This is a genomic window from Cellulomonas sp. Y8 (assembly GCF_008033115.1).
Lineage (GTDB): Bacteria > Actinomycetota > Actinomycetes > Actinomycetales > Cellulomonadaceae > Cellulomonas.
In genome coordinates this window covers 3,834,862-3,849,853 of sequence record NZ_CP041203.1, presented here as the reverse complement: position 1 = coordinate 3,849,853, position 14,992 = coordinate 3,834,862, and the positions used below count along the sequence as shown (strand labels likewise).

Below are 14,992 nucleotides of genomic sequence, written 5' to 3'. Positions count from 1 at the left end.
GCACCCGACACCCAGGAGCACCTCATGAGCACGCGAGTCGTCGTCACCGGCCTCGGCGCCACGACCCCGCTCGGCGGGGACGTCCCCACCACCTGGCAGGCCGCCCTGGCCGGCACGTCGGGCGCGCGCACCCTGGACAACGACTGGTCGGAGAAGTACGGCCTCCCGGTCGACTTCGCCGCCACGCTCGCGGTCCGCCCGGAGGAGGTCCTCCCCCGGCCCGAGATGAAGAAGATGGACCCCTCGGCGCAGTACGCGATCATCGCGTCCCGCGAGGCGTGGGCCGACGCCGGCTCGCCCGAGGTCGACCCCGACCGGCTCGGCGTGGTCGTGTCCTCCGGCATCGGCGGCATCTGGACCACCCTCGACGCGTGGGACACCCTGCGCGAGAAGGGCGCCCGCCGCGTCCTGCCGATGACCGTCCCCATGCTCATGCCGAACTCGCCGTCCGCGTACGTCGAGCTGGAGTTCGGCGCCCGCGCCGGGGCGCACGCCCTGGTGTCGGCCTGCGCCTCCGGCGCCGAGGCGATCGGCTACGCCGTCGACATGATCCGCAGCGGCCGCGCGGACGTCGTCATCGCCGGCGGCACCGAGGCGACGATCCACCCGATGCCGATGGCCGCGTTCGCCGCGTCCCGCACGCTGTCGACCCGCTCCGACGACCCGGCCCGCGCCTCGCGCCCCTACGACGTCGACCGCGACGGCTTCGTCATCGGCGAGGGCTCCGGCATCGTCGTCGTCGAGTCCGAGGAGCACGCCCGCGCCCGCGGCGCGAAGGTGTACGCCGAGATCGCCGGCGTCGGCCTGTCCTCGGACGGCTACCACATCACCTCCCCCGAGCCGACGGGCCGCGGCCAGATCGCCGCGATGCGGATGGCGATGAAGGACGCGGGCATCGGCACGGCGGACGTGCGGCACGTCAACGCGCACGCCACCTCGACCGTCGTCGGCGACCTCATCGAGGCCCGCGGCGTCCGCGAGACCCTCGGCGCCGACGCCGACCAGGTCGCGCTGTCCGCCACCAAGTCGATGACCGGCCACCTGCTCGGCGGCGCCGGCGCGCTCGAGACCGTGTTCTCGGTGCTCGCGGTGCACGACCGCCAGGCCCCGCCGACGATCAACGTCGAGAAGCCGGACCCGGAGCTCGTGCTCGACCTGGTCCGGGACACCCCGCGCGCGCTGCCCGAGGGCGACATCGCGGTGGTCAACAACTCGTTCGGCTTCGGCGGCCACAACGTGGCCCTGGTGGTCACGAACGCCTGACCCCCGGGGCCTCGGCCCTGCGCTCCTTCCCCCGACCTCACATCCCGGGACCCTGCGTCGTCATGCAGGCGACCGGACAGGGAGAGGGGTCGCAGCCGTGAAGCACGTCGTCGTCGTCGGTGGTGGGTACGCCGGGTTCTACGCCGCATGGGGGCTCGAGAAGAGGCTCCGCCGGGGCGAGGCGCGGGTCACCGTGATCGACCCGCGCCCGTACATGACGTACCAGCCGTTCCTCCCCGAGGTGGCCTCGGGCTCCGTCGAGGCCCGGCACGCCACCGTGCCGCTGCGCCGGCACCTGCGCCGGACCCGCCTGGTGGCCGGGGCGGTGACGCGGATCGACCACGCGGCACGGACGGTGACGGTGGCGCCGCGGGACGGCCTGCCGTTCGACCTCGCCTACGACGTGGTCGTCGTGACCGCGGGCGCCGTGACCCGCACGCTGCCGATCCCCGGGCTGGTCGACACGGCCATCGGGCTGAAGCAGGTCGAGGAGGCGGTGGCCGTGCGCGACCACGTGCTGACCGCGTTCGACCGGGCGGCGGTCCTGCCTCCCGGCCCGGAGCGGCGCCGGCTGCTCACGTTCACGTTCGTCGGCGGCGGCTTCTCCGGCGTCGAGGCCTTCGGCGAGACCCTCTCGCTGGCGACCTCGCTGCTGGCGTCGTACCCGGAGCTCGGCCCGGAGGACCTCACGTTCCACCTCGTCGAGGCCCGCGACCGGATCCTGCCCGAGGTCACCGATGCGCCGGGCGCGTGGGTCGTGCGGCACCTGCGCGGGCGCGGCGCCCGGGTGCACCTCGGCGCGCAGCTGCTGTCCGCCGTGGCGGGGCACGTGGTGCTGTCCACCGGCGAGGAGTTCGACACCGGCCTCGTCGTCTGGACGGCCGGCAACGCCGCGAACCCGGTCGTGAGCCGGCACACCGACCTGCCCGTCACCGCGCGCGGCCTGGTGCGGGTGCGCGCCGACCTGCGCGTCGAGGACGAGGACGGCGCCGTGGTCCCGGACGCGTGGGCGGCGGGCGACGACGCGGCCGTCCCGGACCTGGCCGGGGCGCCCGGGGCGCTGACCGTCCCGAACGCGCAGCACGCGGTCCGGCAGGGCCGGCTGCTCGCCGCGAACCTCGTCGCGACGCTGCGCGGCCGCCGACCGCGGGACTACGTGCACCACAGCCTCGGGGTCGTCGCCACGCTCGGCCGGCACCAGGGCGTGTTCCAGTACCGCCGGCTGGTGCTCACCGGCCCCCTCGCCTGGCTCGCCCACCGCGGCTACCACGTGCTCGCCGTGCCGACCTGGGAGCGGAAGGTCCGCGTCCTGCTGGTCTGGCTGGGCGCGGCGCTCGGGGGCCGGGACATCGCCTCGCTCGGCGCCGTCGTCGACCCGCGGCGCGCGTTCGTCACCGGCGGCGCCCCCGAACCCGCGGCCACGCCCGTCGACGCGTCGGCGGGTCCCCGCGCGGCCGACCGTGCCACGATCGCCGCAGCGTGACGGGCGACGGGGAGGACACGCGGAGATGAGCGAGCGCGCACCCGGCGTGGACCCGGTCGGCGTCCACGCCGACCCGGGCGGCGACCCGGGCCCCGCCCCGGACGACCTCCCCGACGTGCTCGCCGAGCGCCGCCGGCTGCTCGCGATCGGCTACCGGATGCTCGGCACGCTCGCCGAGGCGGAGGACGCCGTCCAGGAGACGTACGTCCGCTGGTACCGGATGACCGACGCGGAGCGCGCGGCCGTCCGGAACCCCCAGGGCTGGCTCACCCGGGTGATGAGCCGGGTGTGCCTCGACGTGCTCGGGTCCGCGCGGGCCCGCCGCGAACGGTACGTCGGCGAGTGGCTCCCGGAGCCGGTGCCGGCCGACCTGTTCTCGGGCGTCGCCGGCCGGTCGCCCGCGCCGGCCGACGGGGACCCGGCCGACCGGGTGTCGCTCGACGAGGAGGTGAGCACCGCGCTGCTCGTCGTGATGGAGGCCATGACGCCCGCGGAGCGCGTCGCCTTCGTGCTGCACGACGTGTTCGCCCTGCCGTTCGACGAGATCGCCGCGGTCGTCGGCCGGAGCCCGGCGGCCGTCCGGCAGCTCGCCACCTCCGCCCGGCGCCGCGTCCGGGCGCACGACGCCGACCCCGGCCGCGGGACCCGGGAGCACGACGAGGTGCTGGCGGCGTTCGTGGCCGCGGCCGCCGGCGGGGACCTCGCCGCGCTCACCGGGCTGCTGGACCCGTCGGTGACGCTGCGGGCGGACGGCGGCGGGGTCGTCAGCGCCGCGCGGCGGCCGGTGCTGGGCGTCGACCACGTCGCCCGGTTCCTGCTCGGCATCGTCCGGAAGCGGCCCTCGGCGGTCCTGGCCGCCCGGCGCACCGGGGACGGCCTGGCGTTCGCCCTGGAGGACGGCGGGCAGGTCCAGGCTCTGGTCAACGCCCGGGTGCGCGGCGGCCTGATCACGGACCTGTGGCTGCAGGTCAACCCCGGGAAGCTCACCACCTGGTCCGCCTGACCTCACACCGGCGGGCGTCGCGTCGTCATCCTCCCGAGGCCGGCAGGGCGCCGTCCGGGAGGGATCGCCATGAGGATGCTCGTCGCCGGGGGCACCGGCCACGTCGGGAGCCGGCTGACGGCCCGGCTGCGGGAGCTCGGGCACGAGGTGGTGGTCGGGTCGCGGCGCGACGGGTTCGACCCGGTGACCGGCGCGGGCGTCGGGGACGCCGTCCGGGGCGCCGACGTCGTGGTCGACGTGCTCAACACCCCCGAGATGGACGCCGCGGCCGCGACGGCCTTCTTCCGCGGCACCACGGAGCGCCTGCTCGCCGCGGAGCTCAGCACCGGTGTCCGCCACCACGTGCTGCTCTCCGTCGTCGGGGCCGACCGCGCGCTGGCGAACGGGTACTTCGCGGGCAAGGTCGCGCAGGAGGACGCGGTGCGGGAGGGCGACGTGCCGTTCACGATCGTGCGCGCCACGCAGTTCCACGACTTCGTCCCGACGATCGCGGACTGGCTGACCGCCGACGGCGCCGTGCGGGCCACCGGCACGCTGCTGCAGCCCGTCGCGGTCGAGGACGTCGTCGCGCTGCTCGCCGACGTCGCGCAGGGGGCGCCGCTCCAGGACACGGTCGACCTCGCCGGGCCGGACCGCTACCGGCTCGACGACCTGCTCCGCGCCACGCTCGCCGACCGCTCGGACCCGCGCGACGTGGTGACGGTCGACGGCACGTCGCTCGGCGCCGAGTCCGCCGAGGCGCTGGTGCCGCTCGGCGCGCACCGCCGGGGCGGGCGGCCCTACCCGGTGGCCGGGGTGCCGGTGGCGGGCGGGGCGGGGGCGTCGTGAGACCCCGGGGCTCGTGGGCCGCGGCGGGCGCGAGGGGCGGGCGCGCGTGCCGGGCCCCCGCGCACCCCCGGGTGTAGCGTCGCGGGCGTGCAGCTGACCGTGCGCGTCGTCGCGGCCGGCGCGGGCCCCCGCCCGGCGCCGGGCACCCCCGTGCGGGTCGAGGTGCGGGACGTCACCGAGCAGGACGCGGCGAGCGTGCTGGTCGCGGGCGTCGACGCCGAGGCGGTCGACGACGGCACCCGGACGATCGCGACGGTCGCCGTGGACGCCCCCGACGACCTCCTGGCGAGCACGGCCGACCTCGTCGTCTGGGCGCGCGTCGCGGTGAGCGGCGCCGAGCGCACCTCGCACGCGGACCTGGTCTCGACGCAGTCGGTGGCGGTGCCGCGGGACCCGGCGACTCCCGAGGTCGACCTCCCGGTCGTCGCGATCTAGCCGGGCGCGGCCAGCCAGCCGGCGACGGCGTCCGTGAGGGGCAGCCCCGAGCCGTGCTCCGCGAACAGGAACTCGCCCGCCGGGTTCACCTCGAGGAACACGTACTCCCCCTCGGGCGTGAGCCGGAGGTCGACCGCGCCGTACACCAGCCCGAACCGCTTCATCAGCGCGCGCAGCCGGTCGGCGACGTCCTCGGGCAGGTCGGCGGCCCCGGTGCGGGCGCGGGCGAGGTGCAGCCGGAAGTCCGCGTCGTACCCCGTGCCGCTGCTGTCGATCGCGAGCGGGAACAGCCGGTCGCCGACGACGGTCACCCGGAGGTCGGCGCGCGCGGGGACGAACTCCTGGAAGATCACCGGCGCCAGCGGGAGCGAGTCCAGGAGCGCGAGGTCGTCGGGGCGCAGCCGCCGGGTCTCGCGCCACACCCGCTCGGTCGCCGCGAAGATCTTGTAGACCACCGACCCGACGCCCACCCGCTCGACGAACGCCCGGGCCTCCGCCGGGTCGGACGTCATCATCGTCTCCGGCACCCGGAGCCCGAGCCCGCGGGCGACCGCGAGCTGCGTCGACTTGTGCGACGCGGCGGCGTCGAGCGGCGGCGGGTTCATCCACGGGCACGGCAGCAGCTCGTGCAGGCCGCCGAGCGCCGCGTGCCACTCCCCGTACGCGAACCCCCGGGCGTCGTCGTCGGCGATCCCGCCGACGTCGACGAGCTGCGGGCGCCGCCACCACACCGCGGTCGCGTCCGTGAGGTCGGTGACGCCGCGCGCGTCGGCCACCCGCACCGCCGGGCCACCCGCGCCCGCGGGGTCGAGGGTGAGCGTCAGGTCGCGCCCGAACCGCGCGTAGTCGAGCAGGTACGTCTCCCGGCCCCAGGACGCCAGCCGGCCGACCACGGCGGTCGCATGGACGTCCGCGGGGTGCGAGACGACGACGATCACCCCGCTCACTGCCCGGGGTCGACGAGCTGCACGACCTGGTCGACGAGCGCCGCCTGCTCGGCCGCGAGGGCGTCGACAGCCGCCTCGAGCGCGGCGAGCCGGGCCAGGACGTCCGGGGACCCGGCGTCGGACGCGCCCGCGGTGCCCGCGGCGCCCGGGGTGCCCGCGTGCGGCGTGCCGAGGGCGAACGGGACGCGGCCCGCGAGCTGCCCCGGGTCGACGACGCGCCCGCCCGGCCCGGGGAGCGCGCCCTCCTGCAGCGTGAAGCCGCCGAGGTTCTCCCGGATCGTCTCGATCCGTTCCTTGATCGTCTCGGGGATGCGCTCCTTGACGGTCTCGGGCTGCAGCTCCTTGAGCGTCTCCGGCAGGCGTTCCTTCAGCGTCTCCGGGGCGAGCTCCTTCAGGTCTCCGGCTGCAGCTCCTTGAGCGTCTCCGGCAGCCGCTCCTTCAGCGTCTCCGGGCCGAGCTCCTTGAGCGTCTCGGCCGGCGACTTCCCGGGGCAGAGCACGTTCGCCGCGGCGATGTCGCCCGCGCTCAGGGCCACCCGCTGGCCGATCTGCGCGGCGGGGTCGACGGGGGTGATCGTCTCCGCGCCCCCGACGCCGAACGCGTCCCGCGGGTAGTGCATGATCGAGCCGTAGTCGTAGGCGCCGACGTCGTCGCCGTCGGTGATGTGCTGGTTGAAGTTGTGCTCGAAACCCGCCTGGATGTTGGCCCAGTTGATCGTCACGAAGGCGTCCCGGTCGGCCCGGGACTGCTCGTGCCACAGCCCGACGGCGTGCCCGATCTCGTGGATCGTCCGCCCCCGGTCGCACCCGCCCGCGAGGTTGATGAACTGCTGGCCCCCGCGCATCCCGACCGACGACGAGCACCCGCTGCCCGGCCGGAACGTGACCCAGTTCGGGTGGGACGCCGCGTTCGCCGCGGTGCGCTCCACGAACCTGAAGTTGGTGTTCTGCTGCCAGTGCGCGATCGCCTCGGTGACCCGCGCCTGGTCGGTCAGCGTGGGGTCGATGTCGTACGGGACCAGGCACCCCGGCCACCGGAACTGGTCGCCGGTGATGATCACGCCGGACTCGAGCTCGCCGCGCAGCTCCGCCTTGAGCTGCTCGGACTCGCGCTCCACCTGGTCGACCGGGCCGAGCACGATGTCGCCCTCGAAGATCGCGTCCCCGTCGATGTCGACGTAGCGGACGACCTGGGCGCGGAAGTTGTTGCCGGAGATGAACGCGGTGCGCACGTCGTCGGAGGAGCGGAACTCGCCCTCCGGTCCTTCCTGGCTCGGCGACATGTCGGGCCCTCCCCCTGAGGTTGCCGGCGGCGCCGGCACCGACGCCGGGTCCCAGGCTCCGCGCGGTGCGCGCGGGCGCGTCACCCCGCGCGGATGAGCGGGCGGTCCGGGCCGTTCGGCCCGCGCCGTCCCCCGGGCCCGTGCGTAGCGTCGACTCCCATGGACGCGATCACCCGGCACGAGATCCACGAGGGCTGGGCGCACGCCGGGATGGTCGAGGCCGGCGGCCTCGTGTTCGTCTCCTCCTGCGTCGGCAGCACGACCGGCACGACGACCGAGCAGGTGCACGGCGCCCTCGACACCCTGGAGGCCCGGCTGGCCACGCTCGGCCTGTCGCTCGCCGACGTGGTGCAGGTCGACGCGCTGTTCGCGGACATCTGGGAGATCCCGGCGATGGAGGCGGTGTTCCGCGAGCGGCTCGTGGCGGGCTACCCGGCGCGGAAGTCGATCCAGACGGCATTCGCGCACGAGCGGCTGCGGTTCCAGCTCGACGCGGTGGCGCACCGGGCGGGCTGAGCGGGCGCGACCCGCCGCACCGCCGGCGCGGGCCCGGCCTCGCCCCTCCGCGCGCGAGCGAGCCCACTGAGCCAGATCGCCGACTTGCGCCCGGACGCACGAGTGCCCCGTTCCGGGGAGGGACGGGGCACTCGACGCTCGCGGAACGCTCGGTCAGGTGCGGGCCTTGACGGCGCAGGTCCCCACCATGCCGACGTTCCCGCCCAGGATGCCCGCGGCGCAGATGAGGCACCCGGCTCCGGCGGTGGCGGCGCAGACGACGCCGCACGCCGCGGCGATCAGGCCGATCGTCACGCCGACGAGCCCGGCGTCGCTCAGGCACTTCTTGAACTTGTTGATGCTCCATCCGACCGTGTGGAACGTGCCATCGGACTCCGCCTCGTCCGAGGTGGTGACGACGACGTCCTTGACGAGCGTCCCGTCCTGCCAGATCTTCATCCCGGCGGACTCGGGGTCGATCATCGACGAGGCCATCTCGACGATCCCCATGCCCTGCTCGGTCGCCATGAACGCGACCTTCGTCGTCATCGGCAGGTCTGTGCCGCTGAGGGGCACCGTGACGGCCTCGATGCCGTCGAGGTCCTGCGCGACGGCGTTCGCCCAGTCCAGGGTCAGACCGCTCTGAGGCTCGTACCCGAGCCCCTGGGCGAGCTCGATCCGGCTGTCGCTCGCCCTGTCGCTCACGGGCTGCACGTCAGCCGCCTTCTGCACGACCGGACGCAGCCGGCTGTCGGTGGTCAGCTCGTCGACGTCCAGCACCTGCGTCTCCGGGACCGCGGCACTCACGGTCTGGAGGGCCCTCGTCGGCGCCGCGACGCCGGTCGCCGCAGCCTCGAACGTGGTCGAGCTGTTCGTCCAGTGCGCTGACCCCAGCGCGGTCGCAGTCAGCGCGAGCGCGAGCGCGGTCACCGTCACACGCGCCGCGCCAGACTTGCGCACATCAGTGCTGCGATGGCGCCACGCCGACACGACAGCGCCGGCCGCGAAAAGAATCGCCGCGATGATGAGGTACGCCCTGAGCGCCGGGACCGCGACACCGATGAGGAGACAGGCCGAGGTCGCCAGCAGAAGTGCGGCAGCGGCGCGTGGGCGTCGCCGGCCTTCGTGAGTCATGGGAAAGCCCCCTTCTCGACCTCGCGACGTTCGTGAGGCCCGAATGCAGCCTGCTCCTCGCGGGAGCAATCTACGGGTGAAACGCGTGTGACCTATCTCGCGACCACAAGGGGACTTCTGTCCGAAGCGCGAGGCGTCAGCCCGGGTCGTGAGCGGCCTGCGCCGACCGCGCGGGTGGAGGGGCATGATGCGTCCGAGGGCAGAGCGCGGGCTCGAGCAGACGTCACCAGAGGAGGCCCACACATGCGGGTTCGAGAGCCTCGGACACGAGACGGCAGCCGGGACCGTCGGGGGCGTTGATCGTGGGCATGAGGTCCGCACACGCCTCGGGCTGAGGGGGCAACACAGATGAGATCCGCGATCTCTGATCCGTTCGAGCCGGCGCAGCAAGATCGCCATGGCGGGCTTCGCGCTCGCCCTGCTCCTCGTCATGGCCGGCGCACGTCCCGCCGCAGGTGGTGACCTGGACCCCATAGGACAGCTTCACGATCACGTCGGCTGCGAACTGCGAGAGCCGCAAGAGCTACCTGAAGAGCGTGCGGCCGGACATCACCCGCTGGGAGTGCGAGCGTCGGGCCACGCTCACGTGCCCGGTCTCGTACTACTGGCTGGTCATGGTCGGCACGAACTACTGATCCGGAGCGAGGAGCAGCTGTGTACGTCATCCCCGGGACCCTCGTCACCACCTCGGGATGGCCGCTGACCACTCCAGACGGACACGGGCTCGTGCTGCGGCGAGAGGGCGCCCAGTAGGAGCCCGTCCCGACCCTCGACCTGCCCTGGGCGGTTCGCACCGCCCCGCCGACGCCTGAACGGCTACAAGGGGAGCTGGTCGACGTCCGTGGCCTGTGGGATGGGCATCGGATTGCGGTCCGCGAGGTCACGGCGTCCGACTCGCCCGCTGCGCCTGATCCCACACCGATCGGGACGACGACGCCCGGCGTGCCGGATCGGGTCCGTACCGCGGTGGATCACCTCGCGGCGTCCGGCCACTTGGCGACGTGGCGCGTCGAGTGCACGCCGACGCGCCGCATCGTGGTGTGCGTGTTCGATGAGACCCCGCCCGTCGCGGCACTGCGCGCGACAACGGGTGTGGAGGGTGTTCGATGCCGGTGGACCCGCTCCGCGCTGCGCGCCGCGCGGTCGATGTACCAGCGGGTTCCTGACGAGTTCCTCTCCGCGTTCGGGGAGAACACCCGCCCCGATGGGCAGCCCGAGATCACGCTCGAGGTGAAGTACGTGACCGAGCAGCTCGCGAACGCAGTCGAAGCGCTCACCGGCCTGGTCACGGTTCACGGACTCATCCGGCGCGCCGAGCACTCGTGACTTGCCGACCTGTCGTCTCGCGCCTCACGCAGCTCAGTACCCGCTGAACGCGTCCGTCCGCACCCGCCGCGCCCCGGCGCGCCGCAGCAGCGCCCGGGTGCCGTCGACCATCGCCGGCGGCCCCGAGACGTACGCGTCCCGCTGGTCCAGGTCCGGCACCGCCTCGGTCAGCAGCTCGGCGCTCAGCCGGGCCTCGCCGAGGTGCACCGCCCCGGCCGGCAGGCTGTCGAGGTCCGGCGTCGGGGACAGCACCAGCACCCGCGCGCCAGCGGCCCGGGCCGCGTCGGCGTAGGCCAGGTCCGCGTGGTCGGTGACCCCGTGCACCAGCACCACGTCGCGCCGCTCCCCCGCGGCCGCCAGCGCCGCGAGCTGGGACGCGAACGGCGTGATCCCGATGCCGCCCGCCACGAGCAGCAGGGGCCGCGCCGCGTCGTCGGGCAGGACGAAGTCGCCGCCCAGGCCGGTCGCCCGGACCCGGGACCCGACCGGCAGGGCGCCGAGCGCCCGCTTGAACGTGCTCGCCTTCTCCGGGACGGTCAGCGCCACGGTCAGCTCGTCCGCGGACGGCGCGGAGGACACGCTGAACACCCGCCGGGTGCCGCGGCTGTCCGGCCGGGCGTGCGGGACGGTCAGCTCGACGTACTGGCCGGGCCGGAACCGCACGGGGCGGTCGGCGCGGAACGCGAGCTCGACGGTGCGCGGGGTGAGCCGGGTCGACCGGGTCAGCGTGAGTCGCACGGCCCCGCGCTGCCCCCAGGCGAACCCGATGAGGTTGCCCACGACCAGCGCCGCCTCGGGCGTGCTGTACAGCGGGCCGACGTGGTACGACACAGCCATCAGCGCGCCGACGACGACCGCCTCGACCAGCTGCTGCCACCGGCGCGGCGGCAGGGTCAGCGGCTCGGTCAGCATGACGCCGCCGAGGAACAGGATCGGGTACGACACCAGGGCGGTCGACACCGCGGACCCGGGGGCGGAGCCCTCGGCGACCAGCCGCACCGCGACGGCCAGCACCGCCACGGCGACGAACGTACCGACGAGCGCGTACCGCCGGGTCCGGACCACGACCACGAGGGTCAGCAGCGCCACCGGCACGAGCAGCCAGCGGTCCGCGACCCACCACGTCGTCGCGTCCCAGCCCGTGAGGCCGACCAGCAGCGCGCCGACGGCCGCGGGGTTGAGCAGGTGCCGGCCGCGCCAGGCCAGGACGTACTTGGACGCGTTCGCCAGCAGGGCGGCCAGGGCCAGCGTGCCGAGGTACCGGGCGTCGAGGGTCGGCCAGAACAGGAAGAACAGGATCAGGCCGGTGATGATCGCCGACTCGGTGTGCGGGCGCGTGCGGAACGCCAACGCGGCGCCCCACGCGCTCGCGACCGACGCGGCCACGGCCACCGCCGCGCTCACCACCATCGCCCCGGGGTCGAGGAAGATCCGGTCCGTCGCCGCCAGCACCAGCGCCACGACCGCCAGGGCGGACAGCCCCAGCGTCAGCAGCCGGTACATCGTCACGCGGCCCAGCCGCTCGTCCAGCCCCGCGAACGCGCTCACGCGAACACCTCCCCGTCCAGGCCGAGGGACCAGCGCAGGCTCCCGTCGGCGCGCAGCACCACGTAGCGAACGCCGAACCGGGACGCGACCAGGTCCGGGTCGGCGAAGAACAGGGCGGTCGCGGCGACGTCGGCGGTCAGGGCCGAGCCGCCGACCGCCCAGGTGGCCAGCACGTCCGCGGTCGGCGCGCCGGTGCGGGCGTCGACGACGTGGTGCAGGCCCTCGCCCCAGGCGCGCCGGTTGGTCGCCGACCCGCACAGGGCGCCCTCGGACAGCCGGAGCACGCCGACGGCGCGGCCGGTGTCCCGGGGGTCCTCGAGCGCGACGGTCAGGGCTCCGGTCGCGGCGCCCAGGCCGGCGACGCGCAGGTCCCCGCCCGCGTCCACCACGTGCTCCCCGACCCCGTGGGCCGCGAGCACGCCCGAGACCAGGTCGACCAGGTAGCCCTTGCCGCCCGCGCCGACGTCGATGAGCGCGGGCTCGTCCAGCGTGAGCGTCGCGCCGTCCCGCCGGGCCGCGGCTCGCCAGTCGGGTGCCGGGGCCGTGAGCAGGGCGCCCTCGGCGTCCCGGCGCGGGCGTAGCGTGTACGCCGCGTCGTAGCCGAGCCCCTCCAGCGCGCGCCCGACCAGCGCGCTGACCGCGCCGTCCGTGGCCCGCGCCGCCGCGTCGTAGGCGTCCAGCAGCGGCCCGGCGTCGTCGGGCAGCCGGTACGCGCCGGGACCGCCGCGGGCGACCTCCGCCACCCAGGAGTCGTCGCGGAACCGGGACCAGTCCCGGTCGAACCGGTCGATCCGCTCCCGCACGGCGCGCAGGACGGGCTCCGGCAGCGGCTCCGCGCTGTCGATCGTCCAGCGGGTGCCGATGGCGTCGAAGGCCGCGGTGGCCTCAGGCCGCGGCATCGGCCCGGATCTGGTCGAGCGCCGCGTTGAACCCGTCGCCGGTCAGCGACGAGCCGGACACCTTGTCGACCGACAGCCCGGCGAGCTCCTGGCCCACGACCTCGTCGGAGATGCCCGAGGCGAACTCGTCCTGGAACCGGGCCGCGTTGCCGCCGCTCGCCTCCGGGGTGACGGTCACGTCGGTCACGACGCCGTCGGCGACGGTCAGGTCGACCGAGATCGACTCCTCGCCGCCGGGCGTCGAGTACGAGCCCTCGGCCGTGTAGGTGCCGTCGGCGAACCCGCCGGACGACGAGCCGGCCGTGCCGTCGGTGCCGGCGCCGGCCGTCCCGTCGGCGGTGCTGCCGGAGCCGGCGTCGGACTGGGTGCTGCCGGACGACTGCGCGTCGTCCTCGGTGGCCGCGTCCGCGTTGCTGCAGGCGGCCAGCGCCACGAGGACGGACAGGCCGGACATCAGGCCGAGCGTGCGGCGTCGGGTGGTGTGCGCCATGGGTCGTCCTCCCCTGGTCCCGGCCCCCGGGACCCCTTGGTTGAATCCGATCACATTGGGTGTGACAGACGACGCTAGGCACGCATCCTGGGAACGGCCTGGGAACGAGCGCTGCACGCGCTCATCATCCGGTGAACTTCTGGTCACGGCGATGTTGCGGGACGCCCCGGGGCGCTCGCTACGGTCGACGCGTGCCGACGCTGATCATCGAGACCGGCAGGCCCGCGCGGGTGACCGTGCACGGGCCGGACGGGGCGTGGCACGCGCCCGAGGACGCCGTCCGGGACCGGACGGCGAGCGACCGCCCGGGCGTGCTCGGGATGGACCTCGACCCGACGGACGGCTCCGCGATCGAGCCCGGGTACACCGCCCACTTCCTCGTCGACGGAGCCGCCGAGGTGCCCGTGCCGCGCGGGACGTGCTCCGTGGTCGTCGAGCGCGGGCCGGAGCACCGGCGCGTCGAGCGGGTCGTCGACGTCAGGACGGGCGGGGCGCGGGTCGCGTGCGTGCCGGAGCGGTGGGCCGACCTGGCCGCCGACGGGTGGTGGTCGGGCGACCTGCACGTGCACCGGCCGCTCGCCGACGCCGCGGCCGTGCTGCGGGCGGAGGACCTGCACGTGGGGGCGTTCGTCACGCGGTGGAACGAGCAGGCGCCGGCGACCGTCGGCGGCCGGCCGACAGGGGCCGGCGGGGTGCCGCGGGCCGCGCTGACCGTCGACGGCGACCGGCACGCGGTCGCGCCCGTGACCGAGGACGAGCGCGGCGGCGGCGCGGTGCTGCTGCACGGCGTCGACGTGCCCGACCTGCCCGGCACCGGCGCCGACGACTGGTGGTCCCCGCCCGCGCGCACCCTGATCGACGCCGCGCGGGCCGCCGGCGCGTTCGTCGACGCGGAGAAGCTGACCTGGTGGGACGCCCCGGTGCTGGTGGCGACCGGTGCCCCGGACGCGGTCGGCGTGCTGAACAACCACTTCGTGCCCGGCGGGATGCTGGCCAACGAGGCGTGGGGCCGACCGCGCGACCGTGCCGCGCACCCCGGGCCGGAGGGCGCGGCCCGGTACCAGCTCGGGCTCTGGTACCGGTACCTCGGGCTGGGGCTGCGGCTGCCGGCGTCGGCCGGGTCGGCGTCGGGGGTGCTGCCCGCACAGCCCGGGTACGACCGGGTCTACGTCGAGGCGCCGGGGCCGCTCACCGTCGACGGCTTCTACGCCGGGCTGCGGGCCGGGCGGTCGGTGGTGACGAACGGACCGCTGCTCGCGCTTCGCGTCGGCGGCGTCGGTCCGGGCGCGACGGTCCCCGCGGGGCGGCACCGCGTGCGGGCGGTGGCCCGGACGGCGCCGGGCGGGGCGGCGGGCGGGACGCCGGGCGGACCGGCAGGGTCGTCGGCGCGCGGCTCGACCGGCGGGTCGGCGCCCGGGCCCGTGCGGGTGGAGCTCGTCGTCGACGGGCGGGTCGTCGCCGCCTCCGACGGGCCGGTGCTCGACACCGTCCTCGACCTGCGCGGCGCCGGGTGGGTCGCGGCGCGCGCCCGGCAGCCCGACCCGCGGACGATCCGGCTCGCCCACACGAGCCCCGTGCACGTCGAGGGGCCCGGGCCGGACGCCGCGGAGCACCGCGCGTTCTTCGCCCGCTGGGTCGCGGACCTCGCGGCCGCCGCCCGCGCGGAGCCGGCCCGGTTCCCCACGGCGGCCCGCCGCGACGAGGTCCTGGACCTGTACGACCGCGCGGCGCGCTTCTACCGCTGACGGCTGACCGTGGCCCGCCGACCGCCGACGGCTGACCGCGGCCGCGCCGAGCGCGGTCGCTCGCGCCGAGCGCGGTCGCTCCAGCTACCGCGCTCGACGCGAGGTACCGCGCTC

The 14,992-nt window shown here is 75.6% G+C and carries 14 protein-coding genes; 8 read left to right on the top strand and 6 right to left on the bottom strand.

Annotation, left to right across the window (positions count from 1 at the left end; genetic code table 11):
• Window positions 1-24 precede the first annotated feature (24 nt).
• The 5 genes from FKM96_RS17475 to FKM96_RS17455 all read left to right on the top strand — a co-directional run bounded on the left by FKM96_RS17475 (window position 25) and on the right by FKM96_RS17455 (window position 5,012).
• Window positions 25-1,263, top strand: coding sequence for a beta-ketoacyl synthase (locus tag FKM96_RS17475; RefSeq protein ID WP_147796316.1), 1,239 nt, complete (start codon window positions 25-27; stop codon window positions 1,261-1,263).
• 97 nt (window positions 1,264-1,360) lie between these two features.
• Window positions 1,361-2,746, top strand: coding sequence for an NAD(P)/FAD-dependent oxidoreductase (locus FKM96_RS17470; RefSeq protein WP_147796315.1), 1,386 nt, complete (start codon window positions 1,361-1,363; stop codon window positions 2,744-2,746).
• Window positions 2,747-2,771: 25 nt separating this feature from the next.
• Complete coding sequence (gene sigJ, locus FKM96_RS17465; protein WP_147796314.1) at window positions 2,772-3,749, top strand: RNA polymerase sigma factor SigJ; 978 nt, start codon at window positions 2,772-2,774, stop codon at window positions 3,747-3,749.
• Window positions 3,750-3,818: 69 nt separating this feature from the next.
• Entirely contained in the window at window positions 3,819-4,577 is a 759-nt protein-coding gene (locus FKM96_RS17460; protein ID WP_147796313.1) for an SDR family oxidoreductase, read from the top strand.
• 87 nt (window positions 4,578-4,664) lie between these two features.
• Entirely contained in the window at window positions 4,665-5,012 is a 348-nt protein-coding gene (locus FKM96_RS17455; RefSeq protein WP_147796312.1) for a hypothetical protein, read from the top strand.
• Here FKM96_RS17455 and FKM96_RS17450 read toward each other — a convergent pair.
• Window positions 5,009-5,959, bottom strand: coding sequence for an alpha-L-glutamate ligase (locus tag FKM96_RS17450; RefSeq protein ID WP_147796311.1), 951 nt, complete (start codon window positions 5,957-5,959; stop codon window positions 5,009-5,011). The genes FKM96_RS17455 and FKM96_RS17450 overlap by 4 nt on opposite strands.
• Before the next feature lie 391 nt (window positions 5,960-6,350).
• A complete protein-coding gene (locus tag FKM96_RS17445; protein ID WP_147796310.1) occupies window positions 6,351-7,241 on the bottom strand; it encodes a M12 family metallopeptidase in 891 nt (296 codons plus the stop codon).
• Window positions 7,242-7,400: 159 nt separating this feature from the next.
• Here FKM96_RS17445 and FKM96_RS17440 point away from each other — a divergent pair, with 159 nt between their 5' ends.
• A complete protein-coding gene (locus FKM96_RS17440) occupies window positions 7,401-7,757 on the top strand; it encodes a RidA family protein (RefSeq protein ID WP_147796309.1) in 357 nt (118 codons plus the stop codon).
• Window positions 7,758-7,910: 153 nt separating this feature from the next.
• On the opposite strand, the gene FKM96_RS17435 is transcribed toward FKM96_RS17440, so the two are convergent.
• Complete coding sequence (locus FKM96_RS17435) at window positions 7,911-8,870, bottom strand: hypothetical protein (protein ID WP_147796308.1); 960 nt, start codon at window positions 8,868-8,870, stop codon at window positions 7,911-7,913.
• Between the two features lie 942 nt (window positions 8,871-9,812).
• Here FKM96_RS17435 and FKM96_RS17430 point away from each other — a divergent pair.
• The gene (locus tag FKM96_RS17430) at window positions 9,813-10,196 is read left to right on the top strand and encodes a hypothetical protein (RefSeq protein ID WP_147796307.1); all 384 of its coding nucleotides are present in this window, start codon (window positions 9,813-9,815) and stop codon (window positions 10,194-10,196) included.
• Window positions 10,197-10,229: 33 nt separating this feature from the next.
• Here the strand turns inward: FKM96_RS17430 and FKM96_RS17425 are convergent, their stop codons facing one another.
• From FKM96_RS17425 to FKM96_RS17415, 3 genes are read right to left on the bottom strand one after another with little or no spacing between them, the layout of a single operon-like run.
• Window positions 10,230-11,744: an FAD-dependent oxidoreductase gene (locus FKM96_RS17425; RefSeq protein WP_147796306.1), complete on the bottom strand. Its 1,515-nt coding sequence runs from the start codon at window positions 11,742-11,744 to the stop codon at window positions 10,230-10,232.
• On the bottom strand, window positions 11,741-12,643 hold the full coding sequence (locus FKM96_RS17420) for an FAD:protein FMN transferase (RefSeq protein WP_147796305.1): 903 nt from the start codon (window positions 12,641-12,643) through the stop codon (window positions 11,741-11,743). Before FKM96_RS17420 ends, FKM96_RS17425 begins: the two co-directional genes overlap by 4 nt.
• Entirely contained in the window at window positions 12,630-13,133 is a 504-nt protein-coding gene (locus tag FKM96_RS17415; RefSeq protein ID WP_147796304.1) for an FMN-binding protein, read from the bottom strand. Before FKM96_RS17415 ends, FKM96_RS17420 begins: the two co-directional genes overlap by 14 nt.
• 191 nt (window positions 13,134-13,324) lie before the next feature.
• On the opposite strand from FKM96_RS17415, the gene FKM96_RS17410 reads away from it, so the two are divergent.
• A complete protein-coding gene (locus FKM96_RS17410; RefSeq protein WP_147796303.1) occupies window positions 13,325-14,878 on the top strand; it encodes a CehA/McbA family metallohydrolase in 1,554 nt (517 codons plus the stop codon).
• Window positions 14,879-14,992 lie beyond the last annotated feature (114 nt).